Below are 23,413 nucleotides of genomic sequence, written 5' to 3'. Positions count from 1 at the left end.
GCCCGGCGGCCGACCGCATACGGGCCCCGCTCCGGGGGTGGCCCAGTGGGCCGGTGTCGGATTGGCCCTGTGTGGCCGGTCAATTCGGTACTACGGTGGGCGCCATGACAACCGGAACCACTGCGACCGACCAGCCCGCATCCGTCACCCCCGCCGAGGCGCCGCTGCGCCAGGCGCGCAACTCGGCTGCCTTCTGGGCCGCGACCGGCCACTCCCGGGGGCACGAGGTGATCCGGCGGCGCGGGTTCCTCGCCGTCGACGGCGGCGTGCGCGCGGGCCTGCGGATCCTGGTCCAGGAGAGCGACCTCGACCCGGACGAGCTGGCGGAACTGACCGCGTTGGCACGGCGCGCCACCGGCCCGGTCAACGCCGAGGATCCGTTCAGTGCCACCGACCTGAGCCACCTGGGCCTGCGCAACTGGCAGATGCCCGTCATGCTGCGCCCGCCCGCCCCCGCCCCCACCGGTGGATCGGGGCTGGACGTGGTGCGGGTGAGCGGCGGTGAGGACCTCCAGGCGGCCGAGCGGGTCGTGATCGAGGGTTTCGAGCTGTCCGCCTTCGAGCCCCACCGCCCCGGAGAGCTGTTCCCGGCGGCGCTGATCGGCCGCCCGGGCGTGGACGTCTTCCTCGCCTCGCACCAGGGGGTCGCCGCCGGCGCCTGCGTCAGGGTCGTGGACGAGGGCCTCGCCAGCCACTACTGGGTCGCCACCTCGCCCGCGTTCCGCTCGCGCGGCGTGGGCCGGGCCGTCATGACCGCCTCCCTCGCGGACCTCGCGCAGGTGCCGGCCACCCTGACCGCCTCCAAGCTGGGCCGCCCGCTGTACGAGTCGCTGGGCTACACCGTCGCGGCGCCTTCCACCTGGTGGGCCTCCCGCTGAACCCCCGCCCCGCGGCCCCGGCTTCCCGCCCCGCCGCGCCGCGGGTCGGCCCGCGCCGTTAGCCTGGCGGCATGTTCGTACTGGAGTTGACGTACACCACCGCTGAGTTGGAGCGGATCGACGAAGCCCTGCCCGCGCACGTGGAATGGCTGAACGGCCACTACGCGGCGGGGACCTTCCTGGCTTCGGGGCGGAAGGTGCCACGTGAGGGCGGGGTGATCCTGGCGGTGGGCGAGGACCGGGCCGCGATCGAGGCGCTGGTGGCCACCGACCCGTTCGTGCGGCGGGGCCTGACCGAGTACCGGGTGACGGAGTTCCTGGCCACGACCACCGCCCCGGCGCTGGAGGCGTACCGCCAGCAACTGCCCGCCTCCTGAGCCCCGCCCGGATCCCGCCGCACTCGTCCGCGTTCCTCCGTAGCCCACCCGCGCCCTGCGCGGAATCCCGCCACCGTGCCCCGGACCCGCCCGTACGGTTCGGGGCACGGTCGTCTTGTGGCTACGATCGGTGAGCGCGGGGCGAGGACGTAACGCGAGTGTTCGTGGAATCGGCGGGAGTGGACGGATGGCACACGCACGGGCCGGGCAGCCGGCGCAGCCCGGGGACCTGGTGGATGTGGCGCGGTTGGTGACGGCGTACTACGCGTTGCGGCCGGATCCGCAGGAGGTGGCGCAGCGGGTCGCGTTCGGGACGTCGGGGCACCGCGGCTCCTCGCTGGACGTGGCGTTCAACGAGGACCACATCGCCGCGACCACGCAGGCGATCTGCGAGTACCGGGCCGAACAGGGCGTCGCGGGCCCGCTGTTCCTCGGCGCGGACACCCACGCGCTGTCCGAGCCGGCCAAGGCGACGGCGTTGGAGGTGCTGGCCGCCAACGGGGTGGAGGTGCTGGTCGACGCGGCGGACGGGTACACGCCGACGCCGGCGGTCTCGCACGCGATCCTGGCGCACAATCGGCGCAGCCCGCGGGCGTTGGCGGACGGCATCGTCGTGACGCCCTCGCACAACCCGCCGCGTGACGGTGGTTTCAAGTACAACCCGCCCAGTGGGGGGCCGGCGGGCTCCCAGGCGACGGGGTGGATCCAGGACCGGGCGAACGAGCTGATCCGTGAGGGTCTGCGGGGGGTGTGCAGGGTCCCGTACGCGCGGGCGCTGGCGGCGGCCACGACGGGTCGGTACGACTTCCTGGGCACCTACGTGGAGGATCTGCCGTCGGTGCTGGACCTGGACGCGGTGCGGGCGTCGGGCCTGCGGATCGGTGCGGACCCGCTGGGCGGGGCGTCGGTGGCCTACTGGGGGCGGATCGCGGAGGCGCACCGTCTGGACCTGACCGTCGTCAATCCGGTGACGGATCCGACGTGGCGGTTCATGACGCTGGACTGGGACGGGAAGATCCGCATGGACTGCTCCTCGCCGGCGGCGATGGCGTCCCTGATCGGCCGCAAGGACGAGTACGCGATCGCGACGGGCAACGACGCCGACGCCGACCGGCACGGCATCGTCACACCGGACGGCGGGTTGATGAACCCGAACCACTACTTGGCGGTGGCGGTCGACTACCTGTACCGCCACCGGGCCGACTGGCCCGGGGACGCGGCGGTGGGCAAGACGCTGGTGTCGTCCTCGATGCTGGACCGGGTCGCGGCCGATCTGGGGCGCGCCCTGACGGAGGTCCCGGTCGGCTTCAAGTGGTTCGTCGACGGCCTGCTGGAGGGATCGATCGCCTTCGGTGGCGAGGAGAGCGCGGGCGCCTCGTTCCTGCGCCGGGACGGCGGGGTGTGGACCACGGACAAGGACGGCATCCTGCTGGCCCTGCTGGCCGCGGAGATCACCGCCGTGACGGGTGCCACGCCGAGCGCGTACTACCGCGAGCTGACGGAGCGTCACGGCGCTCCGGCCTACGCCCGCGTCGACGCTCCGGCGGACCGCGAGCAGAAGGCCCGCCTGGCGCGTCTGGCGCCGGAGCAGGTCACGGCGGGTGAGCTGGCGGGGGAGAAGATCACCGCGGTGCTCTCGCACGCGCCCGGCAACGGGGCGGCCATCGGCGGTCTCAAGGTGTGCACCGACAACGCCTGGTTCGCGGCCCGCCCGTCGGGGACGGAGGACGTGTACAAGATCTACGCCGAGTCGTTCCTGGGGGCCGAGCACCTGGGCCGGGTGCAGGAGGAGGCGCGCGCCCTGGTCGGCGGGGTCCTCGGCGGCTGAGCCGCCCGGGGCTCGCCGCTGGCCCCCAGTCCCGGCCCCAGTCCCGGCCCCGGCTCCCGTACGCACGGTCGCGTCGGGGGCCGGGGCCGGTGCGCCCGGCTCTGGAGGCGGGAACGGGAGTCGTCCGTCGACGGCTTCGGGCTACCGGTCCCGGTCCGAACCCGGTCCTGACGGGTCAGCGGGCGAGCGAGACGGCGAAGGGCTCGAAGCCGTGCCGGCGCAGGATGTGGGGAACCACGAGGATCATGGCCTCGGTGGCGCGGGCCGTGGTGATGCCGCCGAGGTCCTCGATCCATGCGCGCTGCCAGCCCAGGTCGCCGAGCAGCCCGGTGACGGTCTCCTTCGCGTTCCGGTCGTCGCCCGAGAGATAGGCGGTCGGTGGGACGGCCAGGGTTTCGGGAGCGGTCATGACCATGGACACCATGGTGTTGAGGGTCTTGACCACCGGGGTGTCGGGGAGCGCGGCCTGGAGCTTCTCGGCGAGGCTGCTGCCGGGATAGCACAAGTCGCCGGGCAGGCCGTCATCGGCGTCGCGGGTGGCGTTGGAGACGTCGACGAGGATTTTTCCGGAGAGCTCGGAGCGCAGGCCGGTCAGTCGGTCCAGGGAGGTGTCACCGGGCGTCGCGTTGATCACGAGGTCCGCGGTGCGGGCGGCGGTGCGCTGGTCGGCGAAGGCGATCTGCTGGGAGACGCCCACGGCACGGGCTGCGCTCTCCTCCGGGTTCCGGACGCCGAGGGTGACACGGTGTCCGGCCGCGGAGAGCTTGCCGGCGAGGTTGGCGCCGACGCGGCCGGCGCCCAGGATGCCGATGCTGGTCATGGGGTGATGCTCCTTGCGGTGTCGGGTGGGTGGAGCGGGGCTGCCCGGTCAGGCGATGGTCGACAGGACCCCGAGGGCGGCGGTGTGGATGCCGGGGGCGGCGGCCAGGAAGTCGCGGCTGCCGGTGTGCCAGGGGTCGCCTGCCAAGTCGGTGACGGTGCCTCCGGCCTCGGCGACCAGCAGGGCCCCGGCGACCAGCCCGGAGCGGACGTCGGAGAACTGCCAGAAGGCGTCCGTGCGTCCGGCGGCGACGTGGATGAGCTGCATCGTGGCGGGAACGGACACGCGCACGACCAGGCCGTTGACGAGCATGGCGGTGACCGAGTCGCCGATCCGCCGGAAGGTGCGCTCGTCCTCGCCGGGCCTGGCCTGGCCGGTGCCGATCAGCGCGGCGCCCAGATCGGTCTTGGCGGACACCTGTAGCGGCCGGTCGTTGAGGCGGGCACCGCCGCCGGCGACGGCGGTGTAGCTGTCGCCGGTCAGCGGCAGGTGGACGACGGTGAGCACCGGCTGGTTGTCGCGGACCAGGGTGGCGGTGACGGCCCAGTCCTCCATGCCGTGGACGTGGTTGATGTTGCCCTCGGCGGGGTCGACGACCCACCACTCCCCGGCCGGGAGCGCGCCGCCGGCCAGCTCGTCCTCGGCCCACCGCGATCCGGGCCGGGCCCGCAGCAGCGGCTCCCGCAGTACGTCCAGCACCGCGTCGTCGTTGGCGTGGATCTCGGCGACGACCTCGTCCAGGCTCACGCCCCGGGCGTGCGAGGTGTGGCGGTCGCGCAGGGTGAGGCCCGCGGTCCTCACCGCGGCGGTCACCTCGGGCAGGAGCGTCGTGTCGGCGGCGAAAGGCATGGCGGTGCTCATGGCGGGCTCCCCGGGTTCGATGTGTGCGGGCGGCTCGTCCCGCGCCCGCACTTCGAAGGTAGGGCCCCCGATCGTTAACAACAAGTGCATGCTGTGCACTTGTAGAGTTACCGGCATGCAACTGGACCTGAACCTGCTCACGGCCCTGGACGCCCTGCTCGAAGAGGGCAGTGTTGCCGGCGCCGCAGCACGCCTCCACGTCACCGCACCGGCCATGAGCCGCTCCCTGGGCCGCATCCGCAAGGCCACCGGCGACCAGATCCTGGTCCGCACCGGTCGCAGCATGGTCCCCACCACCCGCGCCCTGGCCATGCGCGCCCAGGTCCACGCCTTCGTCCAGCAGGCCCACCAACTCCTGTCCGCACAGCAGGAACTCGACCTGGCAGCGCTGGACCGGGTGTTCACCGTGCGCTGGCACGACGCCCTGACCGCCGCCTGCGGCACCGCCCTGATCACCGCCGTCCACCGCCGAGCCCCCGGCGTCCGACTGCGACTGTCGGCCGAACCCGGGACGGACGACGCCGAGCTGCGCCGGGGCGAGGTCGACCTCGAATCGAGCTCCAGCGCTCCGACGCTCCCCGACATCCGCCACCGCCTGGTCGGCAGCGACCGGTTGGTCGTCGCCGTCCGACCGGGCCACCCCCTCACCGAAGGTCCGCCGAGCATCGAGCGCTACGCGGCCGCCGAACACCTCACCGTGTCGCGACGCGGAAGCCTGCGCGACCCGATCGACGACGCCCTGACCACCCGCGGCCTCCAACGGCGCGTCGTCGCCGCCGGGCCCACCGCCGCCTTCGCCCTGCGGCTCGCCCTCGACAGCGACCTGGTCGTCACCCTCCCCGACGCGGTCACCCGCGCAGCCCGGGAACAGCTCGGCCTGGCCACACTCCCGACGCCACTCCCGCTGCCCGAGGTCCCCCTGTACCTGCTGTGGCACCAGCGTTACGACGACGACCGCGCCCACACCTGGCTGCGAGACCTGGCCTCCGAAACCGTCCGGGCACTGTTCGCACCACCGACCGCCTCACAGCGGGGAGCCGGTGGGGGCCCGGGAAGCTGATGGCGAGCGGGGTGCCGTGAGCGTCGGTGATCACGTGGTGCCGGGAACCCGGCCGGGCGCCGTCGACCGGACTCGGCCCGTTCCGGGCCGCCCCGACGGGCCCGGTGGTGCGAGCCGTCGATCACCGCCCGGGACCGGTCCGGCTTCCGGCGCGTGCGGCCCGGTCAGCAGGACCTGGTGCAGTCGGTCCCGGACGCCCGGCCTCGTGCCGGTCCCGCGGCCGACGCCACCCATGTCGTCCCAGAGCCGAGATCGTATGCGGTGGCGTCGGCTCTGCGCGTCGCCCCGGGGATGTACGCCGGATACGCCCCCGGGCCGACGGCCTGGGAAGAGGTGACATCGGCCGGCCGACGCGGTGGACCGTGGTCCGTTCCTAGGTTCGTGGTCATGACGAAGGCACCGATGATCGATCTTCGCGACACGGCGAAGAAGTACGAAGACGGCCCGCCCGCACCGGCCGGCGCCACCTTGCCCGTGGCGGCCGGCGAGCGGGTGTTGCCCGTGGCGGCCGGTGGGTGCGTGGCGGTCCTCGGCCGTTCCGGCAGTGGCACGTCCACGCCGCTGAACCTGATCGCGGGTCTGGACCGGCCTTCCGGTTCTTCAACCTGCTGGACGACCCGACCGTGTCGGACAACGTGATGATCCCGGCGACCTTCGGCCTGGTGCTCGGCACGGTTTCCGGCAACCTCCTGGCCGTGCCGTGAGCGTCACCGAGCGGTCAACGGCGAAGGCGCGGCCCGATGCGACCCGTGAACGCGCCACTGCGGGCAAGCAACCCGCGCAGCATCGGCGCCGTAGCCCGTGCCGGTGGCCTGAGTTGGCACTCATCGGCTGCGGAGTCGCAGTCCTCGCCTGGGCGTTCGTGCTCTGCACCACCCTGCCGTCGACAGCGACTGCTGTGCACTGGTCGGCCGCCTGGGCCGGGTTGGACGCCTTGGAGGCACTCGGCTTCATCACCACCGGGGTCCTGGCCGCTCGTGGCGATCTCCGCCGGGCCCTGCCTGCTGCGGCCACGTCGATGCTGCTGCTGGTCGACGCCTGGTTCGACCCGATGACAGCGGGGCCGGGCAGCGATTTCGCCGTGGCGCTGGCCATGGCGTGCTTCGCCGAACTGCCGCTCGCGGTGGTCTGCGCCCTCGTCGCCTGGCGGGCGCTCCGCGTTCCGACCTCACAGCCGGTCTGACCGACCGTCAATTTCCCGAGACAGAGGACTCTTGACCATGAATCTTCGCACTGCACTCGGCTGCCCCGGAGTGCGATGGGGGCTGACCGCGGCGGCGGCCGGCACCGCGGCCCTGTCCTGGTGGGCGTTCGACTCCGCCCCCTACCCGTACGCGCAGCGCCGACTCCTCGACCTGCCCTTGCCGCTGCTCAGCCAGCAGCGGCTCGATGCGATGCTGGAGCTGCGCCAGGGCGAGCGGGTTCTGGAGGTCGGACCGGGCACGGGCCTGCAGGCGCTGCAGACCGCCCCGCAACTCGGCACTGACGGTCGACTCGACATCGTCGACGTCCAGCAGGAGATGCTCGACCACGTGATGAGCCGGGCCGCACAGCTCGGTCTCACCAACATCGCGCCGGCCCGGGCGGACGCCCACCACCTGCCGTTCGAGGACTCCGTGTTCGACGCCGCCTACCTGGTGACGGCCTTGGGTGAGATCCCGCAGCCGGAGGTGACGCTGACGGAGCTGAGCCGGGTGGTGAAGCCGAACGGACGGATCGTGGTGGGCGAGTTCTTCGACCGGCACCAGGTGCGGCGCGCCACCCTGGCTCGCCACGCCAATGCTGCGGGGCTCCACGTGACCCGGCTGATCGGCCCGCCGTTCTCCTACTACGCCCGGCTGGCGCCGTGCCGGCCGGACGGGCCACGGGCGCCGCTGACAGCCGCCGGCACCCATCACCGCACCGCGGTCTAGGGAACGAGCAGCGGCAAACGCCATTGCTGCTGGTGAGGGGGGTCGGCAGGGGGCGTTCGGCGGGTGGACGGCGGGCGTTCGGCGGGTGGACCCGCAGGTGGACCCGCGGGTGGACGGCGGCCGGCCGGTGCGGTGGCGCGTACCCCGGTCCCGCCGCCGGGGTCGGGCTCCGTACCGGTGCGGTGTACCACCGCTGTTCGGGGTGGGTGGGGTGGTTCAGGTGCGGGCGGGGGTGGGTGGGGTGGTGGTGTGGGTGCGGGTGGGGTGGTCGCGGGTGGTGGCGGCGGCGGTGGCCCAGGCGGCGAGGGCGAGTGCGGCGGCGGCGAGGGGGAACCAGCGGGTGCCCAGGACGGAGATGGCGGCTGAACCGGCGAGGCCCGCGGCGGCTGTGCCGAGGTAGAGGGCGCTGCTGTTGAGGGAGATCAGCAGGGGGGCGTTCGGGGGGTCGATCGAGGCGAGTCGGTGGGGCAGGGCGACGGAGACGGCCCAGCCGGCCAGGGGGACGACGACGGAGTAGGCGAGGGCTCCGGGCATGCTGCGTCCGAGCCAGGGCAGGGCGGTGAAGGCACAGGCGGCGACGGCGGAGCCGGTCAGCAGGACGGCGCGCACGCCGACGCGGTCGACGAGGCGTCCGCCCAGCCAGCTGCCGGCGACGGAGAGGACACCGGCGGTGAGCAGGATGAGGCTGAGCTTGTCGGCGTCGCCGCCGGTGGCGCCGTGGACGGCGGTGGCGAGGTAGATGTAGACGCTCTGGAAGGCGAGGAAGAAGGTGAGGGTGGTGGCCGCCGCGCCGAGGACGCGACGGGAGGTGAGGGGGGCCAGGCGCGCGGTGAGGGTGGGGGCGGCGGCGGGGGCGGGCAGATCGCGCAGCAGGAGCGCGAGGCCGGCGAAGGCGGCCAGGCCGAGGGCGGTGACCAGCCACATCGTCAGGCGCCAGTCGGTGCGTCCCACCCAGGTCCCCAGCGGTACGCCCAGGGCGGTGGCCACGGTCATGCCGCCCAGCACGGTGGCCAGGGCCCGGCCGCGCCGTTCGGGGGTGACCAGGGTGGTGGCCACGGCGTTGGCGGTGGGGGTGTAGAGGGCGGCGCCGGCGGCGGCCAGTACCCGGGTGGCCAGCAGCAGGGGGTAGGTGGGGGCGAGGGCGCTGAGGGCGTTGGCGGCGCTGAACAGGGCGAGCGCGGTCAGCAGCAGGCGCCGGCGCGGCCAGCGGGCGGTGGCGGCGGCCAGGGGCGGGGCCAGCAGGGCGTAGCCGAGCGCGAAGACGGTGACGAGCTGGCCGGCGGCGCCCACCGACACGTGCAGGTCGGCGGCGATGGGGCCGAGGATGCCGGCGACCACCATCGAGTCGGTGCCCATGGCGAAGGTGCCGAGGGCGAGCAGGAGTAGGCGTACGGGCACGGAGAGCCCCCCGGGGCGGATTGTGTGGACTGTTGGACGAACATGCAACAGTTTGACGCTCGTCAAACAATCGGGGATTGGTGGATGATTGTCAAACCATCCCTTCTGTCGCCCGCCCCCTGTGCGGGACCCCGAGGACCGGAGCCCACCCCATGACCGACGACGAGCGGCTGCCCCAGCCCCCCACCGCCGACATCGACCTCGTCACGGTCCTGCACGCCCTCGGCGACCCCGTGCGCATGCGCCTGCTGCTCAGCTACGCCGACGGCGCCGAACACTCCTGCGACCCCCGCGACCTGGGCCTGGAACACCTCCACAAGTCGACCGTCTCCCACCACATGCGGGTCCTGCGCGAAGCCGGCGTCACCACCACCCGCGTCGCCGGCCGCAACCGCTTCGTCAGCCTGCGCCGCACCGACCTCGACGCCCGCTTCCCCGGGCTGCTCGACGCCCTCCTGGACTCCGCCCCGCGGCCAGCGGAGGCCGCCTCCAGTGCGGCCCCCGCCACGGGCACTGCCTGAGCCTGCCGATCGACCTCGGGTCTCCTCATCCGCGTCGCCGACCGATCGGGCGCGGACGCGGGTGTCGCACTCACGCGGGTGTCGCACTCACGCCGGTATCGGCCGCCGCGTAGGGTGCAGGTCGCACTGCCGGAACGCGAAAAAGGGGGACGGTCCATGCCGATCAAGGGCGTGCTCTTCGACGTCGACGACACCTTGTTCGACTACACCCACTCGGAGGAGGCGGGCATCCTCGCCCACCTGCGCGACGTCGGCCTGCTGGAACGCTTCCCCACCCCCCGGGCCGCCCTGGACCTGTGGCGCGCCGTCATGGAGCACAGCTACGCCCGCTACCTCGCCCGGGAACTCACCCTGCGCGGCCAGCAGTACGAACGCACCCGCCGCTTCCTCGCCCACCTCGGCCAGGACGGCGCCGAACACCTCACCGACGAACAGGCCGCCGCCTGGTTCGACGGCTACGCCGTCCACCGCGACGCCGCCTGGCGGGCCTTCCCCGACGCCGAACCCACCCTGCGCCGCCTCGCCCCCCACTACCGCCTGGGCATCGTCTCCAACTCCGACACCGACCACCAGCGCCGCAAACTGAGCACCATCGGCCTGCTCGAGCACTTCGGTGACGTCATCGTCTGCTCCGATCAGCACGGCGAGGCCAAACCCGCCCCCAGCATCTTCCACGCCGCCTGCACCGCCCTGGGCCTGCCCCCGCACGAAGTCGCCTACGTCGGCGACAACTACACCGTCGACGCCGAAGGCGCCCGTGCCGCCGGCCTCCACGCGTTCTGGCTCGACCGCGCCGCCACCACCACCCCGGTCGCCGAGGGCATCCACCTGCTCCACACCCTCCACCCCCTCGCCCCCACCCTCGCCGCCCTCCCCACTCCCTGACCCCGAAGACCCCGAAGGCCTCAGGGCCTCGCGCCGCAACCCGCCCAGTCCACCCGCACGGCCCGTCCGACCTCCCGCGCGGGGCCGGTTCCGGCAGCAGCCCCCGGCGGAAGGCCGGTGGCCTGTACCTCCCGCGCACCGGAGCCTGCTGGCTCGCTGGGCTCTCCCGCCCACCCGCCGCGCACGGAAAGTCGGCCCTGTCGACTTCCGGTGCCTTGGCGTCGTCGGCCCACCCGCGCCGCTGCGCGCAAGAAGTCGGCCGACCCGCGCCACTGCGCGCAAGAAGTCGGCCGACCCGACTTCACGTGCAGGGGGGCTGTGCCCTGCCGTACCGCAGGGCTCTCGGCGGTGGCCCCTGCCCGCGAGGCAGGTGGATCGACCTCCAGCGCGGGGGAGTTGGTTCCCTCGGTGGGCTCTTCCCGCGCGCCTGGCGCGCACGGGAAGTCGGGTGACCCGACTTCCTGCGCCGAGGCCTCGCCGGCCCGTCGCCGCACAGGAAGTGGACCGGGTCGATTTCTCGTACGGGCTTGGTCCTGCGTCCCCTTGTGCTGTGGGGTCTTTCGGTAGCGCTCGCGCGTGGCATCGGGGGCTCCGGCTTGGCGCGCGCCGGAACTGGCTCGCTCGGTGGACTCCTTGTGCGCTTGCCGCGCGTGGGAAGTCGACCGGCCCGGCTTTCTGGTGCCGAGCCTTTGGCGCCCGTCACACGACCTTGCCGATCGATGCTGGTGGGGCGTGACCGATGTGACGATCCGCCTGTTCGTACTGGTGTGGGCAACAAGCCGTGGGTGGTGGACGACGGCTGTGGGCCCGGATCGAACCGCTGCTGCCAGCGTGGGCGGAGCGGTTACCCGGTCCGCGTCCGGCGGACGGCCGGCTCTGCCCGCAGGGCATCCTGTTCGTGCTGTACACCGGCATCACCTGGCATCAGTTGCCGCTGGAACCGGGCTTCGGCTCCGGGCAGACGTGCTGACGGGCTGACGGTGGCTCGGCCGCCGGCAGCAGGGCCGGGGTGTTCGAGGCCCTGCACCGCTTGCTCCTGGCCGAGTTGAACGCGGCCGGACTGATCTACTGGACGCGCGCCTGCGTGGACTCCTCGGCGCCGAGTCGGCCACCCCCGCAAACGCCCCAACGCCCTGCTCGGCGACAAGGGCTACGACAGCGACCCCGACCGCCGGGACGTGCGCGAACGGCGGATCCTGCCGATCATCTCCCGCAGGGAGAACGCGAAATCATCGGCCTCGGCAAGCTCCGCTACGTCGTCGAGCAGACCTTCGCCCAGCCCCACCAGTTCAAGGGCCTCGCCGTCCGCTGGGAACGACGCCTCGACCTCCACAGCGCATTCGTCTCACTCGCCTGCACACTCATCTGCTGGCGACGACTCATGAAGCTGCCGGCATGACGGTCCTGTGGGCTTTTCACGCCGGCTTTCAGTGGAAGCGGCCCAGGCCGGATGGTGTGAGTTCCCACCCGTCGAGGAAGTCGTCGTGGACCCGCACTGCCAGCAGGACCGAGTCTGCCGACGTTCGGTCTCCCGGACCCGGGTCCGAATCGGCCTGCGCCGAACCGAGGTGGAAAGCGACGACAGGGGCTGAGGGATCGTCAGTGGCATAGCTGAGATTCTTGGGTCGATAAGGGTCCTGTGGACCGAACGTGACCGATGGCGGACCGAATTCGGCCAGGATTTCGAACAGGGAGCGATCGGTCCCCGACCAGGCCACAGCCCTGTCGACGACGACGGCGTGCTCAGCGGTTGTCGACTGCCCGGTCTGCTGGCGTACTGGGCCCGCGCGGGCTGCTGCGGGCAGGGGGACTTGGTGTGCCGCCTCCGTGCGGCTGCGGCCGCGGCACCCGCGGACAGGAAGTCGGCTGGGTCGACTTCCTGTGGGGGAGCCGGGCCGCGCGGTGGGTGGGGGCTCAGGAGGGTGGGGTGTCGGCGCCTCGGAGGGTGTGGCAGGCGGCGGTGAGGCCGGTGACGGTGACGGGCGCGGGCGGGCCCTGCCAGTGGTCGCGGGACAGGCGCAGGCGCCGGGACTCCACCACGCGGCCGTCCAGGACGTCCAGGGTGATGCCGTCGTCGCGGTAGCCGAGCTTGCGGGAGACCGCGAGGGAGGAGTGGTTGTCGGCGAAGGACGCCGACGTCGCCGACAGCGCGCCCAGCTACGCGAACGCCAGGTGGAGCATCGCCGCGCGCATCTCGGTGCCCAGTCCCCGGCCCTGGTGCTCCAGGCCCACCCACGAACCGGAGGAGATCTCGCGCCGTACCGCGAACTCCTGGGCCCGCATGTCCTGCACGCCCACCGGCCGCCCCTGGTGGAAGGCCACCAGGCCCAGCGCCCAGTGCTGCGCCGTCCAGCGCCCCATCCGCCGCCAGTGCATCTGCAGGACGTGCCGGGCCCGTTCGGCGGGTGCCAGCTCGCCCCAGGGGGTGAGGAAGGGCCGCTGATCGGGCGCGTGGACCCCGCGCGCGGCGAGGTCGGCGACCTCGGGCAGTTCGTCCTCGCGGGGCAGGCGCAGCTCCAGACGCGGCGTGTTCACGCGCAGGCCCATCAACGGCCAGTGGTCGGTGATCATCGGCACAGTGTGCCGGGCCCCGGGAGCCGCCCGCATCCCGGTTTCGCGCCCCCGCACCGAACCACGGCACGGCACGGCCGTCCCGGGCTAGGGTGAGGACCATGGTTGCCACCTCCGCAGCACAAGCGGCCGACAGCGCCCGGGAGTTCGTCAGCGCCCCCGCCTTGATCCTCCGGTCCCTCGCCTCGCACCCCGAGCGGCGGGCCATCACCTCCGCCGACGGCGTCGAGATCACCGCCGGCGACTTCGCCGCCACCGCCTACCGCCTCGCCCACGAGCTGCTCGCCCGCGGCGCCGGCCGCGGCAGCACCGTCACCCTGCTCACCGGCAACACCCCCGAGGCCCTCGCCGCCCGTTACGCGGCCGGCCTGGCCGGGGCCCGGGTGGTCAACCTGTACGACGGGATGAGCGCCCCCGTGCTGGCCGAGATCGTGGCCAGCGTGGACACCACCGTGCTGCTCGTCGACGCCGAACGGTACGCGGGAGCCGCCGAGTTGCTGCCGCTGATCGACGTCCCGACCGTCCTCACCCTCGGTCCCGACGACACCGGGATCGGCGAGGACGCGATCGCCGCCAGCGTCACCCGCCCCGCCACCGACCCCGCCGTCCCCCTCGGCCCCGGCGACGACCTCGGCATCCGCCACACCGGCGGCACCACCGGCATCCCCAAGGGCATCCTCAGCCTGCACGGCCCGTACCGCAGCGCCTTCGACTTCCCCTTCACCGAACCCCGCCCCGCCGGCGAGAAACCCCGCCTGCTCGCCGCCACCCCCCTCGCCCACCTGGCCGGCGTCCTCGCCGACCTGACCCTGCACCACGGCGGTTCCGTCGTCCTTCAACGCGCCTTCGACCCCGGCGAGGTCCTCGCCGCGATCGAGCGCGAGCGCATCACCGACCTGTTCCTCCTGCCCCCGCTGCTCTACCGGCTGCTCGACCACCCGGCCCTGGCCCGCACCGACCTGTCCGGCCTGCGCCGCCTCTCCTACGGCGGCTGCGCCGCCTCCCCGGCCCGCGTCCGCGAGGCCCTCAAGGCGTTCGGGCCCGTCCTGGTCAGCGGCTACGGCATGTCCGAGGCGCAGAACATCGCCGTCCTGGGCCCGCACGAGCACGACCGCATCGGCCACGGCGGCCAGGTGCCGGTTGGCCGCCCCCTGCCGGGCGTCCAGGTGGAGATCCGCGCCGCGGACGGCACCGTGCTGCCGGCCGGCGAGCAGGGCGAGATCCACGTCCGCTCCGCCACCCTGATGGCCGGCTACTGGAAGCAGCCCGAGCTCACCGCCAAGGTGCTGCGCGGGGGTTGGCTGGACACCGGCGACATCGGCTACTTCGACGCCGACGGCTACCTCTACCTCGCCGACCGCCTCAAGGACCTGATCATCGTCGTCGGCGGCCACGTCTACCCCACCGAGGTCGAGGAACTCCTCCTCACCCACCCGGCCATCGCCCAGGTCGCCGTCTACGGCGTCCGCGACGACCAGCAGGCCGAACACGTCCACGCCGCCGTCGTCCCCGCCCCCGGACAGCGACCCGACCTGGCGGACGTCCGCGCCTTCGTCACCGCCAACAAGGGCCGCCTCTACGCCCCCGAGGCCGTCCACCTCGTCGACGCCATCCCGCTCACCTCCGTCGGCAAGCCCGACAAGAAGCGCCTGCGCGAGCAGGCCGCAGCGGGCTGACACCCGTCCCGCCCGCCCGGCCGTCGGACGGTCCGCCTGCGGTGCGAGCCGTCCGGACAACCGGGCGGGCCGCGCACCTGGGCCGGGCACCTGGGCAGGGCACCTGGGCCGGGCACCTGGGCAGGGCGAGGAGCCGGGCGGCGGACACGGGACGACGGGGCGGGGCACATGGCGGGAGCGGCGTTCGAACGGCTGCGGGCGATCATGGGCGCGCCCGCCTGCACCCCCGCACGGCGCCCCTGGGGGCTGGCCCCCGCCGAACTCGGTGTCCAACTGCCCTCCGACTACCGCGCGTTCATCGCTCTCTGCGGGGCGGTGAACCTCAAGGGCGAGTGGGGCCGCACCGCCCTGGTCCGCACCCGTTCCGACGGCGCACCCGACGGCGCACCCGGCGGCTTCGCCCACTGGCGCACTCGACCCGACGGGGAGCTGCGCGAAGTCGTCCACGGCGAGGACGAGTTCTGGGACCAGGACCACACCCCGGTCCTCCCCGACCCCGGCGGCCTGCTGCCCTGAGCCGCCAACAGCAACGACGCGGGGCGCGCGCTACGGCGTCGAGGGCTGGACCGCCGAGTGGTGGGCCGACCGTACCGCCGCGCTCACCATGCCCTGGCGCCGGAACCCCTGGCGGGATTCGACCGCCCAGGACTTCGCCGACCGCCACGACGCCCGCCTGGCCGTCGGCCGCAGCGCCGCTTGCGAGAGCACCCCGTGGACGCTCTCACCCGCAGCCCTGCGCCGCGCCCCCGCCACACCCCGCCTGGTCCTGCCCTCACCCAACGGCTCGGCCAGCTCCGCCGCCGCCCACCGGGCCGGCGCCACCGTCGCGGCCGCCTGCCTGCGCAACGCCACCGCCGTGGCCCGCCGCCTCGCCGAGGACGGGTACGGCACGCCCGAGCGCCCGCTGGGCGTCATCGCCGCCGGCGAACGCTGGCCCGACGGCACCCTGCGCCCGGCGCTGGAGGACCTGCTGGGGGCGGGTGCGGTGATCGCGGCGCTGCGGGAGCTGGGGTGCGGGCCGCTGTCGCCGGATGCGGCGATGGCGGGGGCCGCGCCGGGGGGCGGCCGCGGACGTGGCACGGGAGGTGTGGGGGAGCGTGTCGGGGCGGGAGTTGACGGATGGGGGCTTCGCCGAGGACGTTGCGGTGGCGGTCGAGCTGGAGGCCAGTGCGGTGGTGCCGGTGCTGGTCGACGGGGCGTTCACCGCGCTTTCCTGATCCCGGCGGGGCCGACACCGCCAGGCGTTCAGGGGCGGGCGAAGGCGGTGATGTCCGTGAGCGGTGGGTGGTAGCCGTCGGTGGTGTCCACGTGCAGCTGCGGTACGGGCAGGGAGAGTGGGGTGAAGTCGTCGATCAGGTTGCCCGGGCCGGGTGGGGCGGCGAGGAGGGCGTGGTCGGCGTGGGCGGCGCGGTGGCCGCCGGCCGCCAGGCGTTCGGCGATGCGGTGCCGGGCCACGGCGGGGGTGACGTGGCAGTGCACGATGCGCAGGTCGGTGCGGGTGGCGAGCGGTTCCAGGCCGGTGCGCCACAGGCGGTCCTGGTAGGCGGCCTCGGCGACCACGCTGATCCCGGCGTCGACCAGTACGCCCAGGACGTCGAAGAACGCGTCGCGCACGGTCAGGTCGGGTGCGGGCGTTCGGGTGCCCGCGTGCGCGAGGCCTTCCTTGAGCTCGTCGCGTACGAGTGCGGGGCAGCCCAGGGCGCGGGCCAGGGCGTGCGCCAGTGTCGTCTTGCCGCTGCCCGGCCCTCCGCTCACCACGATCAGCAATCCCGGCCTCCCGTCCAAGTCGCCCGTTCGTCGGGCCCGTTGGGACTTCGTACCCGAAACCTCCGGCGCCCGGGGCTCGTTGGACCCGGTGGAAGGACCGACCGGCCCGGGCGGCGTCTCGACGGCGCGCGGGCCCGTACACGACGGAGGGGACCATCATGACCCAGCCAGGAGACGCGGTGCGCGGCGGCAGCCCGGACTCGGCGGTCGACCGGGTGGCCGACTTCTACGGCGCCTACATCGACGCCGTCTCCGACGGCACCGACGACCTGTCGGAGGGGCTGCGCGCCCACTACCTCACCGAGGACTTCCGCCAGCGCCTGGCGGTCTGGGAGGAGGCCAACCACGCCGACGGCGTGCTGCGCGCCCAGGATGTGCCCACGGCCTGGGAGGTGCGCTACCACGACTCGGGCGCCGGGCACCTGTTCACCACCGTCACGCTCACCTGGGGCACCGGCCCCGACGCCGGGCACACCCGGTTGGCGGTGCAGAGCGACCTGAGTACGAAGCTGATCTCGGACATCGAGGACGCCCCCGCCGGAGGCTAGCGGGAGCCGGCGGCGCGGGCCGCCGCTCAGGGCCGCCGCCCGGGCGGGTTCAGGTCCGGGCGGCGGCCCGGGCGTGTTCAGACCAGGGCGTGTTCAGACCAGGGCGGGCTCAGACCAGGGCGGCGGCCAGGCGCGTGGGCAGGGTGTCGTAGGGGTGGCAGTCGACCACCGGCAGGCCCGCGGCGCGGGCCTGGTCGGCGAGCCAGTGGGAGTAGCGGGCGCTGATGTCGGCGCGGGTGTTCTGGGGGCCGGCGTCGGGTTCGCGGTGGGCGTAGTTGGCGGTGATGCGCCGCGGGTCGCCCTCGTGGAGGAAGACGGCGCGCAGGCGCCGGCCGAGGGCGGTGGCCTCGGTGGCGGCGCGGACGGCGGCGGCGGGGGTGAGGTAGTCGCCCTCGACGACGGCCGGCACGTCCACGCTGAGGCGGTTGCGTACGACGCCGAGCAGGGCCTCGTCCAGGGCGTGGGCGGTGGCGATCTGCAGCTCCAGGACGCGGTCGGCGCCCAGCTCCTGCTCGGGGTCGCGGTAGGGGGCGAAGTGGTGCAGCCCGGGGTGGGTGGCAGGGGTGGTGGCGGCCTGCAGGGCGGAGACGACGTCGTCGAACTCGACCGTGAACGCGCCGTGGTCGGCGGCCAGGCGTTCGGCGGCGCGGCTCTTGCCGAGGCCGGAGGCGCCGCCGATCAGCAGGACGTCCCAGGAACGGTGGTCGGTGTGCATACCGTCACACTAGAGGAGACGGGTCATCGATTTCGGGTGCCGGTGGGCTCTGTGAGGTGGGGAAGGCGGGGCGCGCGGTGAGCGGCGTCCCGCGGCCAGGCCCCCGGCGTCCGGAAGCCGGCCCACGGTCTGGTCCCGGTGCCGCCGCCCGCGCGTCCGTACCCGTTACGGGCGCGCGGGCGGCGGCCAACGGGCCCGGCGGGGCGGCTGGGCGGCGGGGCGGCGGGGTCCGTCCAGTGGCCGGGAGGCCCTCAGGGCCGTTCGCGAGTGGTGGCGCGACGGACCGCCCAGGGCAGGGCGAACCAGAGGGTGGCGAAGATCAGCGCGATGACGGCCGTGATGGCCACGGCCGGCCCGGTGCCGAGGACGACGTCCAGGACCAGCAGCACGGCGCCGGTCAGGGCGCTGGCGAGCAGCAGCAGGCCGTACTGGGCGATGCGGGCGGAGACGTCGACGATGCGGGCCTTGCCGGGGTGGCGGTAGAGGCCGCGGTGCAGGGCGACGGGAGTGGCCAGGACGGCGGCGGCGACGACGGTCAGCAGCAGGGTGGTGACGTAGATGTCCTGCTGGGCGTCGGAGAGTTCGGCGAAGCGCGGGGTGAAGGCGACGCCGAGCAGGAACGCGAAGACGATCTGGACGCCGGTCTGCAGCACCCGCAGTTCCTGGAGCAGCTCGACCAGCCGGCGGTCGGCCCGTACGGCCGGGTTCTCCCAGCCCGGCGGCGGGGGTGAGGACCCGTCGGCGCGGCCGGGATCGGGATCGGGATCGGGATCAGGGTCGGGTGGGGGAGGGGTGCTCATGCGTCATATTCTGCGCGGCCGGGGTCGGTGGGAGTGGCCACGGCGGGGCCCGGCGCTGCAAAGGCCGGCGCTGCGGGGTCGTCGAGGCGCCGGTGCCAGGCGGTGAGCAGGGCCTGGAGGGCGGTGGCCTCCTCGGGGGCGAGGTGGGCGAGCAGGCGGTGCTCGTTGCGCAGGTGGGCCGTGAACGCCTCGTCGATCAGGCGCACCCCGGCGTCGGTGAGGGCGACCACGCGTCCGCGCCGGTCGTCCTCGGCGGGGCGTCGGGTGACCAGGCCGGCGCGCTCCAGGCGGTCGATCCGCTTGGTCATCGCGCCGGTCGTGACCATGGTGTGGGCGGCGAGCTCCCCGGGGGCGCGCTCGTAGGGGGCGCCGGCGCGGCGCAGCGCGGCGAGGACGTCGAACTCGCCCTCGCTCAGGCCGTAGCGCTGGTAGACGAGGGTGAGTTCGGCGGTGAGGCGGTCGGCGAGGCGGTGCAGGCGCCCGATCACGGCCAGCGGGGAGACGTCGAGGTCGGGGCGTTCGCGGTGCCACTGGGCCTGGATGAGGGCGACGTGGTCGGCGGGGGCGGCGTCCGCGGGCTCAGGCCGGTGCTGGTGGAGCTGCTGGTCCGGGCGGTGCTGGTGGCGGTCCGTGGGGTCCATGGGCCCATCCTACCCCTGATAGTTTCCAGGGAAGCTATATTGTCTTCCATGGAAGCAAATACCCGGTGGGTCCTGCTGACCGCCCTCGCCCCGCTCGCCTGGGGCACCAACTACTGGGTCACCCACGCCTACCTGCCTGCCGACCACCCCCTGTGGGGCGCCGCCCTGCGTGCCCTGCCCGCCGGACTGCTGCTGCTCGCCCTCGCCCGCCGCCGCCCCCACGGCCCCTGGTGGTGGCGCAGCGCCCTGCTCGGCCTGCTCAACACCGCCGTCTTCTTCGTCCTGCTCTACCTCGCCTCCCAGCTGCTGCCCACCAGTACCGCCGCCACCGTCATGGCCGCCTCCCCGCTGGCCATGCTGCTCACCGCCTGGGCGCTGGCCGGCCAGCACCCGCACCGCGCGCACCTGGCCGGGGCGGTGATCGGCCTGGGCGGGGTGGCGCTCACCGTCCTCGGCGGCGACGGGCTGCCCGACGGGAGGGGGCTGGCGGCCTCGGCGGGCGCGATGCTGGTCTCCAGCGTCGGCTACGTCCTCGCCGCCCGCTGGCGCGAGGGCGCCGACCCGCTGGCCGCCACCGCCTGGCAGCTGACCGCCGGCGGCCTGCTGCTGCTCCCGCCGGCCGTCCTCGCCGAGGGTGCCCCGCCGCCGCTCGCGGGCCGCACCCTGCTGGCCTTCGGCTACGTGACCCTGGTGGCCACCGCGCTGGCCTTCGCCTGCTGGTTCGCGGGGCTGCGGCACCTGCCGGCCGGCACCGTCGGCCTGCTCGGACTGCTCAACCCGCTGGCCGGGGTACTGCTGGGCACCGCGCTGGACGGCGACGCGCTGGGGCCGCGCCAGGGGGCGGGGTTGGCGCTGGTGGCCGTCGGGATCCTGCTCGGGCGCCCCCGCACCCGCGAGGCCGTACCGGACGCCGCCCCGGCCGCTCCCGCTCCCGCTCCCGCTCCCGCGGTCCCGCGCGGAGCAGCGGGGACAGGCTTGCCGCGGCGCCGTGGCGCGTGATCGGATGGCGGGCAGCATCGCGTGCCGGTGGCGGACCGCGCCAGGCATGGAGGTGTGCAACCGAAGGGACCGCCCGCTCGTGGCCTCCCCGTACTCGCACGGCCGAACGGTCGCGCTCAGTCTCCAACTCTCCCAGGCGCACAACGAGTTGCGCCGCCGCCTGACCAACCTCCGCGCGGGACTGGGCCGTCGCACCCTGCCCGACGACTCCCTGGGCGCGCACTGCCTCGCCTTCTGCACCGCTCTGACGAACCATCATCAGGGTGAGGACCAGGGTCTGTTCACGGCCCTGGTGCGCGAGCGACCCGACCTCGCGCCCACCGTCGCCAAGCTCGTCGAGGACCACGGGTTCATCACCCACATCCTCGCCCGGGTCCGCGACCTCGCCGACCAGGCCGTACGGGCGGCGCACGGGCCTGGCGCGGGGCCCGATGCACGGCCCGGTGCCCAGCCCCGCGAACGGCCCGGTGCCCACCCCGGCGAACGGCCCGGTGCGCGGCGGGACGCGGAGCTGGAGGCCATCGGACGCGAACTCGACGGCCTGGCCGCCATCATGGAGTCCCACTTCGCCTACGAGGAACGTGCCATCGGCGCCGCCCTGGACGCCGGAGTTGGTGACCGCGAGACCTGGTCGGAAGCGGTCCTGCGCTTCCGCGCACCGTAAAACCCCTCGCCGACGCGAGCCCGTCCTCCCTAGACTCGCCCCGCAGCCGCGCCCCGAGTGCGCGGCCGACCATGACGACGGCAATCGGAGAGGGGGCAGGGCGGCCATGCCGAAGCACAGCGCCGCCGCCCCCTCTCCCGCCTCGCGGTACGAGGTGATCCTGGTGTCCCCGTCCTTCCGGTGCCCGCTGCGCGGCCGGCACCGGAACAGTGCCGCCACCGTCTGAACCGGCCCGCACGAACTCCGTAAGGGCCCACTCCCGTCAGTGATGTGACGGAACGTCAGACACCGGTGGCGGTACTGTGACAATCGCGCGCTTCCACCCGTAGCACCGCCTCGAAAGGCACCGGGCCATGCGCACCGACACCAGCACCAGCACCAGCGTCAGCACCGCCACGACCGCCACGACCGCCGCGACCGCCGCGATCGCCGCCGTCCGTAACCTCGGCATCCTCGCTCACGTCGACGCGGGTAAGACCACGCTCACCGAACGGATCCTCTACCTGACCGGTGCCACGCACAAGCGCGGCGAGGTCCATGACGGCACCACCGTCACCGACTTCGACCCCCAGGAACGCGACCGCGGTATCACCATCTTCGCCGCCGCCGTCAGCTGCGCCTGGGCCGGGTACCGGATCAACCTCATCGACACCCCCGGTCACGTCGACTTCGCCGACGAGGTCGAACGCAGCCTGCGCGTCCTGGACGGCGCCGTGGTGGTCTTCGACGCCGTCGCCGGTGTGGAGCCGCAGAGCGAGTCGGTGTGGCGCCAGGCCGAACGCCACGGTGTGCCCCGGATCGCCTTCGTGAACAAGCTCGACCGCGCCGGAGCCGACCTGGATGCCGCCGTCGCCTCCATCCGTGAACGCCTGCATCCCCATCCGCTCGTCGTCCATCTGCCCATCGGCGCCGAGGACGCCTTCACCGGACTCGTCGACCTGGTCCGTCTGCGCGCCCTCACCTGGGACCGGGACGGCACCCTCGCGGAGGGGCCCGTCCCCGACCACCTCGCGGCCGAAACCGCCGCCCGACGCCGCGCCCTGGAGGTAGCCGTGGCCGAACTCGACCCGCTGGCCCTGGAGGAGTTCTGCGCCCACGACACCCTGGGTGCCGACACCCTCACCACGGCCCTGCGCGACCTGACCCGCACCGGTGGGGCCGTAGTCGTCCTGGCCGGTTCCGCCTACCGCAACCGCGGCGTCGAACCCCTCCTGGACGCCGCCCTCGCCTACCTCCCCTCACCCCTGGACACCCCACCCGTGCGGGCCGCCGACAGCGACCAGCAGCGCCACCCCGACCCCGGGCAGCCCCTCACCGCCCTGGCATTCAAGGTCACCACGGCCCCCACCGGCCGCCTCACCTACCTGCGCCTGTACGCCGGCACCCTGCGCAAGGGCGACACCCTGCTCGACGCCGCCACCGGCCGCACCGAGCGCATCGCCCGCATCCTGCGCGTCCAGGCCGAGCGCCACACCGAGACCGACCACGCCCTGGCCGGCGACATCGTCGCCGTCATCGGCCCGAGGAACGCCCGCGTCGGCGCCACCCTGTGCGACCCCGACCACCCCATCCTCCTGGAGGCACCCGTGCGCGCCGAACCCGTCGTCACCGTCGCCGTCGAGGCCCGCCGCGCCGCCGACACCGACAAACTCACCGCCGCCCTGGCCCGCCTCACCGACGAGGACCCCTCGCTGCGCCTGGCCACCGACCCCGAAACCGGCCAGCGCACCCTGTCCGGCCTGGGCGAACTGCACCTGGAGGTCGCCGTGGAAAAGGTACGCCGCGACGCCGGTGTGGAGGCCGTCGTCGGCCGCCCCCGCGTCGCGCTGCGCGAGGCCCTGGTCGAGGGCGTCACCGGCTTCACCCACCGCCACGCCAAACAGGACGGCGGCTCCGGCCAGTTCGCCCACATCGTCCTCGACGTGGCCCCCGCCGACGACGCCTTCACATTCACCTCCACCGTCACCGGCGGCCGCGTCCCGCGCGAGTACGTCCAGGCCGTCGAGGCCGGCTGCCGAGACGCCCTCACCGAGGGCCCGCTCGGCGGCCACCCCGTCACCGGCGTCGCCGTCACCCTCACCGACGGCCTCACCCATCCCAAGGACTCCTCGGAACTCGCCTTCCGCACCGCCGCCCGCCAGGGCCTGCGCGAGGCGCTGCGCGCCTGCCGCCTCCACCTGCTCGAACCCCTCGCGCAGGTGAGCGTCGCCGTGCCCGAGGACGCCATCGGCGCCGTCCTGGGCGACCTCGCCGCCCGCCGCGCCACCGTCCAGGGCACCCGGCCCGGCCCGGGCGCCACCGCCGAGGTCAGCGCCCTCGTACCGCTGGCCGAACTCTTCGGCTACGCGGGCCGCCTGCGCGGCCGCACGCAGGGGCGCGGCAGCTTCACCACCCGCCCGGCGGGCTACGCCCCGGCCCCCGCGGCCGGCCGGGCGGCCCGCTGAGGCGCGGCCCGGCCCTCCCCACCCACGGGGAGGGCCGGGCCCCGGCC

Annotated in this window: 23 protein-coding genes and 3 pseudogenes; 17 read left to right on the top strand and 9 right to left on the bottom strand. The window is 74.1% G+C overall.

Annotated features, from left to right (window positions below; all coding sequences use genetic code 11):
• Positions 1-104 precede the first annotated feature (104 nt).
• The 3 genes from ACZ58X_RS00190 (at position 105) to pgm (ending at position 3,083) form a co-directional block, all read left to right on the top strand.
• A complete protein-coding gene (locus ACZ58X_RS00190; RefSeq protein WP_470331385.1) occupies positions 105-878 on the top strand; it encodes a GNAT family N-acetyltransferase in 774 nt (257 codons plus the stop codon).
• A 71-nt stretch (positions 879-949) separates the two neighbouring features.
• The gene (locus tag ACZ58X_RS00185) at positions 950-1,255 is read left to right on the top strand and encodes a YciI family protein (protein ID WP_470331384.1); all 306 of its coding nucleotides are present in this window, start codon (positions 950-952) and stop codon (positions 1,253-1,255) included.
• A 187-nt stretch (positions 1,256-1,442) separates the two neighbouring features.
• Positions 1,443-3,083, top strand: coding sequence for a phosphoglucomutase (alpha-D-glucose-1,6-bisphosphate-dependent) (gene pgm / locus ACZ58X_RS00180; RefSeq protein ID WP_470331383.1), 1,641 nt, complete (start codon positions 1,443-1,445; stop codon positions 3,081-3,083).
• Positions 3,084-3,258: 175 nt separating this feature from the next.
• Here the strand turns inward: pgm and ACZ58X_RS00175 are convergent, their stop codons facing one another.
• Together ACZ58X_RS00175 and ACZ58X_RS00170 are read right to left on the bottom strand one after the other, a co-directional pair.
• Positions 3,259-3,903: an NADPH-dependent F420 reductase gene (locus ACZ58X_RS00175; protein WP_470331382.1), complete on the bottom strand. Its 645-nt coding sequence runs from the start codon at positions 3,901-3,903 to the stop codon at positions 3,259-3,261.
• A 48-nt stretch (positions 3,904-3,951) separates the two neighbouring features.
• A complete protein-coding gene (locus ACZ58X_RS00170) occupies positions 3,952-4,764 on the bottom strand; it encodes an inositol monophosphatase family protein (protein WP_470331381.1) in 813 nt (270 codons plus the stop codon).
• A gap of 115 nt (positions 4,765-4,879) precedes the next feature.
• On the opposite strand from ACZ58X_RS00170, the gene ACZ58X_RS00165 reads away from it, so the two are divergent.
• The 4 genes and pseudogenes from ACZ58X_RS00165 to ACZ58X_RS00150 all read left to right on the top strand — a co-directional run bounded on the left by ACZ58X_RS00165 (position 4,880) and on the right by ACZ58X_RS00150 (position 7,737).
• Positions 4,880-5,824: a LysR family transcriptional regulator gene (locus ACZ58X_RS00165; protein ID WP_470331380.1), complete on the top strand. Its 945-nt coding sequence runs from the start codon at positions 4,880-4,882 to the stop codon at positions 5,822-5,824.
• A 387-nt stretch (positions 5,825-6,211) separates the two neighbouring features.
• A pseudogene (locus ACZ58X_RS00160) lies at positions 6,212-6,474 on the top strand (hypothetical protein); the annotation flags it as partial.
• Positions 6,475-6,641: 167 nt separating this feature from the next.
• On the top strand, positions 6,642-7,007 hold the full coding sequence (locus tag ACZ58X_RS00155; RefSeq protein WP_470331379.1) for an iron-sulfur cluster assembly scaffold protein: 366 nt from the start codon (positions 6,642-6,644) through the stop codon (positions 7,005-7,007).
• A gap of 37 nt (positions 7,008-7,044) precedes the next feature.
• Complete coding sequence (locus tag ACZ58X_RS00150; protein ID WP_470331378.1) at positions 7,045-7,737, top strand: methyltransferase domain-containing protein; 693 nt, start codon at positions 7,045-7,047, stop codon at positions 7,735-7,737.
• A gap of 216 nt (positions 7,738-7,953) precedes the next feature.
• Here the strand turns inward: ACZ58X_RS00150 and ACZ58X_RS00145 are convergent, their stop codons facing one another.
• Positions 7,954-9,135, bottom strand: a complete 1,182-nt coding sequence (locus ACZ58X_RS00145) for an MFS transporter (RefSeq protein WP_470331377.1) — start codon at positions 9,133-9,135, stop codon at positions 7,954-7,956.
• A 152-nt stretch (positions 9,136-9,287) separates the two neighbouring features.
• Here ACZ58X_RS00145 and ACZ58X_RS00140 point away from each other — a divergent pair, with 152 nt between their 5' ends.
• From ACZ58X_RS00140 to ACZ58X_RS00130, 3 genes and pseudogenes are all read left to right on the top strand, one after another.
• Entirely contained in the window at positions 9,288-9,656 is a 369-nt protein-coding gene (locus ACZ58X_RS00140) for an ArsR/SmtB family transcription factor (RefSeq protein WP_470331376.1), read from the top strand.
• A 156-nt stretch (positions 9,657-9,812) separates the two neighbouring features.
• On the top strand, positions 9,813-10,541 hold the full coding sequence (locus ACZ58X_RS00135) for an HAD family hydrolase (protein WP_470331375.1): 729 nt from the start codon (positions 9,813-9,815) through the stop codon (positions 10,539-10,541).
• 719 nt (positions 10,542-11,260) lie between these two features.
• A pseudogene (locus ACZ58X_RS00130) lies at positions 11,261-11,933 on the top strand (transposase); the annotation flags it as partial.
• Positions 11,934-12,455: 522 nt separating this feature from the next.
• Here ACZ58X_RS00130 and ACZ58X_RS00125 read toward each other — a convergent pair.
• Positions 12,456-12,581 (bottom strand): hypothetical protein, encoded by a 126-nt coding sequence (locus tag ACZ58X_RS00125; protein WP_470331374.1) that lies wholly within the window; start codon positions 12,579-12,581, stop codon positions 12,456-12,458.
• A 117-nt stretch (positions 12,582-12,698) separates the two neighbouring features.
• Positions 12,699-13,112, bottom strand: a complete 414-nt coding sequence (locus ACZ58X_RS00120; protein ID WP_470331373.1) for a GNAT family N-acetyltransferase — start codon at positions 13,110-13,112, stop codon at positions 12,699-12,701.
• 101 nt (positions 13,113-13,213) lie between these two features.
• Here ACZ58X_RS00120 and ACZ58X_RS00115 point away from each other — a divergent pair, with 101 nt between their 5' ends.
• From ACZ58X_RS00115 to ACZ58X_RS00105, 3 genes and pseudogenes are all read left to right on the top strand, one after another.
• The gene (locus ACZ58X_RS00115; protein ID WP_470331372.1) at positions 13,214-14,788 is read left to right on the top strand and encodes an AMP-binding protein; all 1,575 of its coding nucleotides are present in this window, start codon (positions 13,214-13,216) and stop codon (positions 14,786-14,788) included.
• A 168-nt stretch (positions 14,789-14,956) separates the two neighbouring features.
• Positions 14,957-15,304 (top strand): hypothetical protein, encoded by a 348-nt coding sequence (locus tag ACZ58X_RS00110; protein ID WP_470331371.1) that lies wholly within the window; start codon positions 14,957-14,959, stop codon positions 15,302-15,304.
• Between the two features lie 88 nt (positions 15,305-15,392).
• Positions 15,393-15,737: pseudogene (locus ACZ58X_RS00105) on the top strand (2-phosphosulfolactate phosphatase); the annotation flags it as partial.
• Positions 15,738-16,033: 296 nt separating this feature from the next.
• Here the strand turns inward: ACZ58X_RS00105 and ACZ58X_RS00100 are convergent.
• Positions 16,034-16,546, bottom strand: a complete 513-nt coding sequence (locus ACZ58X_RS00100; protein ID WP_470331861.1) for a P-loop nucleotide/nucleoside kinase family protein — start codon at positions 16,544-16,546, stop codon at positions 16,034-16,036.
• 167 nt (positions 16,547-16,713) lie between these two features.
• Here ACZ58X_RS00100 and ACZ58X_RS00095 point away from each other — a divergent pair, with 167 nt between their 5' ends.
• Positions 16,714-17,103 carry a hypothetical protein gene (locus ACZ58X_RS00095; RefSeq protein WP_470331370.1) on the top strand — a complete coding sequence of 130 codons (390 nt, stop codon included), beginning with the start codon at positions 16,714-16,716 and terminating at the stop codon, positions 17,101-17,103.
• Positions 17,104-17,212: 109 nt separating this feature from the next.
• Here ACZ58X_RS00095 and ACZ58X_RS00090 read toward each other — a convergent pair whose 3' ends face one another.
• The 3 genes from ACZ58X_RS00090 to ACZ58X_RS00080 all read right to left on the bottom strand — a co-directional run bounded on the left by ACZ58X_RS00090 (position 17,213) and on the right by ACZ58X_RS00080 (position 19,259).
• Positions 17,213-17,818: an AAA family ATPase gene (locus ACZ58X_RS00090; protein ID WP_470331369.1), complete on the bottom strand. Its 606-nt coding sequence runs from the start codon at positions 17,816-17,818 to the stop codon at positions 17,213-17,215.
• 251 nt (positions 17,819-18,069) lie between these two features.
• The gene (locus ACZ58X_RS00085) at positions 18,070-18,618 is read right to left on the bottom strand and encodes a DUF6328 family protein (protein ID WP_470331368.1); all 549 of its coding nucleotides are present in this window, start codon (positions 18,616-18,618) and stop codon (positions 18,070-18,072) included.
• A complete protein-coding gene (locus ACZ58X_RS00080) occupies positions 18,615-19,259 on the bottom strand; it encodes a MarR family winged helix-turn-helix transcriptional regulator (RefSeq protein WP_470331367.1) in 645 nt (214 codons plus the stop codon). Before ACZ58X_RS00080 ends, ACZ58X_RS00085 begins: the two co-directional genes overlap by 4 nt.
• Before the next feature lie 48 nt (positions 19,260-19,307).
• Here ACZ58X_RS00080 and ACZ58X_RS00075 point away from each other — a divergent pair, with 48 nt between their 5' ends.
• From ACZ58X_RS00075 to fusA, 3 genes are all read left to right on the top strand, one after another.
• Positions 19,308-20,258 carry a DMT family transporter gene (locus ACZ58X_RS00075; protein WP_470331366.1) on the top strand — a complete coding sequence of 317 codons (951 nt, stop codon included), beginning with the start codon at positions 19,308-19,310 and terminating at the stop codon, positions 20,256-20,258.
• Positions 20,259-20,337: 79 nt separating this feature from the next.
• On the top strand, positions 20,338-20,922 hold the full coding sequence (locus tag ACZ58X_RS00070; protein WP_470331365.1) for a hemerythrin domain-containing protein: 585 nt from the start codon (positions 20,338-20,340) through the stop codon (positions 20,920-20,922).
• Between the two features lie 353 nt (positions 20,923-21,275).
• Positions 21,276-23,366 carry an elongation factor G gene (fusA, locus tag ACZ58X_RS00065; protein ID WP_470331364.1) on the top strand — a complete coding sequence of 697 codons (2,091 nt, stop codon included), beginning with the start codon at positions 21,276-21,278 and terminating at the stop codon, positions 23,364-23,366.
• Positions 23,367-23,413 lie beyond the last annotated feature (47 nt).

Source organism: Kitasatospora sp. NPDC040550, from assembly GCF_055594965.1.
The sequence above is the reverse complement of the archived record's forward strand: the minus strand, read 5'-3'. Positions and strand labels throughout refer to the sequence as shown.

Bases quoted from the DNA above. Each gene is read 5' to 3' on its own strand.
- ACZ58X_RS00190 (WP_470331385.1), top strand. From the start codon at position 105: ATGACAACCGGAACCACTGCGACCGACCAGCCCGCATCCGTCACCCCC.
- ACZ58X_RS00185 (WP_470331384.1), top strand. From the start codon at position 950: ATGTTCGTACTGGAGTTGACGTACACCACCGCTGAGTTGGAGCGGATC.
- pgm (WP_470331383.1), top strand. From the start codon at position 1,443: ATGGCACACGCACGGGCCGGGCAGCCGGCGCAGCCCGGGGACCTGGTG.
- ACZ58X_RS00175 (WP_470331382.1), bottom strand. From the start codon at position 3,903: ATGACCAGCATCGGCATCCTGGGCGCCGGCCGCGTCGGCGCCAACCTC.
- ACZ58X_RS00170 (WP_470331381.1), bottom strand. From the start codon at position 4,764: ATGAGCACCGCCATGCCTTTCGCCGCCGACACGACGCTCCTGCCCGAG.
- ACZ58X_RS00165 (WP_470331380.1), top strand. From the start codon at position 4,880: ATGCAACTGGACCTGAACCTGCTCACGGCCCTGGACGCCCTGCTCGAA.
- ACZ58X_RS00150 (WP_470331378.1), top strand. From the start codon at position 7,045: ATGAATCTTCGCACTGCACTCGGCTGCCCCGGAGTGCGATGGGGGCTG.
- ACZ58X_RS00140 (WP_470331376.1), top strand. From the start codon at position 9,288: ATGACCGACGACGAGCGGCTGCCCCAGCCCCCCACCGCCGACATCGAC.
- ACZ58X_RS00135 (WP_470331375.1), top strand. From the start codon at position 9,813: ATGCCGATCAAGGGCGTGCTCTTCGACGTCGACGACACCTTGTTCGAC.
- ACZ58X_RS00120 (WP_470331373.1), bottom strand. From the start codon at position 13,112: ATGATCACCGACCACTGGCCGTTGATGGGCCTGCGCGTGAACACGCCG.
- ACZ58X_RS00115 (WP_470331372.1), top strand. From the start codon at position 13,214: ATGGTTGCCACCTCCGCAGCACAAGCGGCCGACAGCGCCCGGGAGTTC.
- ACZ58X_RS00110 (WP_470331371.1), top strand. From the start codon at position 14,957: ATGGCGGGAGCGGCGTTCGAACGGCTGCGGGCGATCATGGGCGCGCCC.
- ACZ58X_RS00095 (WP_470331370.1), top strand. From the start codon at position 16,714: ATGACCCAGCCAGGAGACGCGGTGCGCGGCGGCAGCCCGGACTCGGCG.
- ACZ58X_RS00090 (WP_470331369.1), bottom strand. From the start codon at position 17,818: ATGCACACCGACCACCGTTCCTGGGACGTCCTGCTGATCGGCGGCGCC.
- ACZ58X_RS00085 (WP_470331368.1), bottom strand. From the start codon at position 18,618: ATGAGCACCCCTCCCCCACCCGACCCTGATCCCGATCCCGATCCCGAT.
- ACZ58X_RS00080 (WP_470331367.1), bottom strand. From the start codon at position 19,259: ATGGACCCCACGGACCGCCACCAGCACCGCCCGGACCAGCAGCTCCAC.
- ACZ58X_RS00075 (WP_470331366.1), top strand. From the start codon at position 19,308: ATGGAAGCAAATACCCGGTGGGTCCTGCTGACCGCCCTCGCCCCGCTC.
- fusA (WP_470331364.1), top strand. From the start codon at position 21,276: ATGCGCACCGACACCAGCACCAGCACCAGCGTCAGCACCGCCACGACC.